The 470-nt window shown below is 65.5% G+C and carries 1 protein-coding gene; it reads left to right on the forward strand.

The window, feature by feature from the left end:
• Positions 1 to 31 precede the first annotated feature (31 nt).
• Positions 32 to 470, forward strand: a 439-nt coding sequence (locus EN994_RS34865; RefSeq protein ID WP_164746595.1) for an ATP-binding cassette domain-containing protein, incomplete at its 3' end; no start/stop codon positions are given.

The following is a 470-nucleotide window of genomic DNA, read 5'->3' on the forward strand; positions in this document are numbered from 1 at the left end:
GAGTAGTCTCCGGCAAGACCAGAGAAATCAAATGGCCCTGATCAGCCTCAAATCCCTCGGCGTCACCATGAGTGCGCCGCTGTTTGCCAATCTCGACCTCACCATCGGCACCGGCGACCGGCTCGGCATTGTCGCCGCCAATGGCCGCGGCAAGTCGACTTTGCTGAAATGCCTGACCGGCGGGATGGAGCCGACCTCCGGTGACATCACCCGCACGCGCGGCCTGCGCGTCGGTCATGTCGAACAGTCGGTTGCCCCGGTCCTTCGCACCCGTACGTTCCGGCAGGTGGTGGCGGATGCCTTGCCGTCCGAGCAGGCCGAAAGCGAGATGTGGCGTGTCGACGTGGTTCTGGATTCACTCGACGTGCCCGAGCCGATGCGCGAGCGGCCAATGCAGGCGCTGAGTGGCGGCTGGCAGAGGCTTGCGCTAATCGCACGCGGCCGGGGCACCGATCCGGACGTGCTGTTGC

It is taken from the genome of Mesorhizobium sp. M7A.F.Ca.CA.002.09.1.1 (assembly GCF_003998555.1).
Taxonomy (GTDB): domain Bacteria; phylum Pseudomonadota; class Alphaproteobacteria; order Rhizobiales; family Rhizobiaceae; genus Mesorhizobium; species Mesorhizobium ciceri.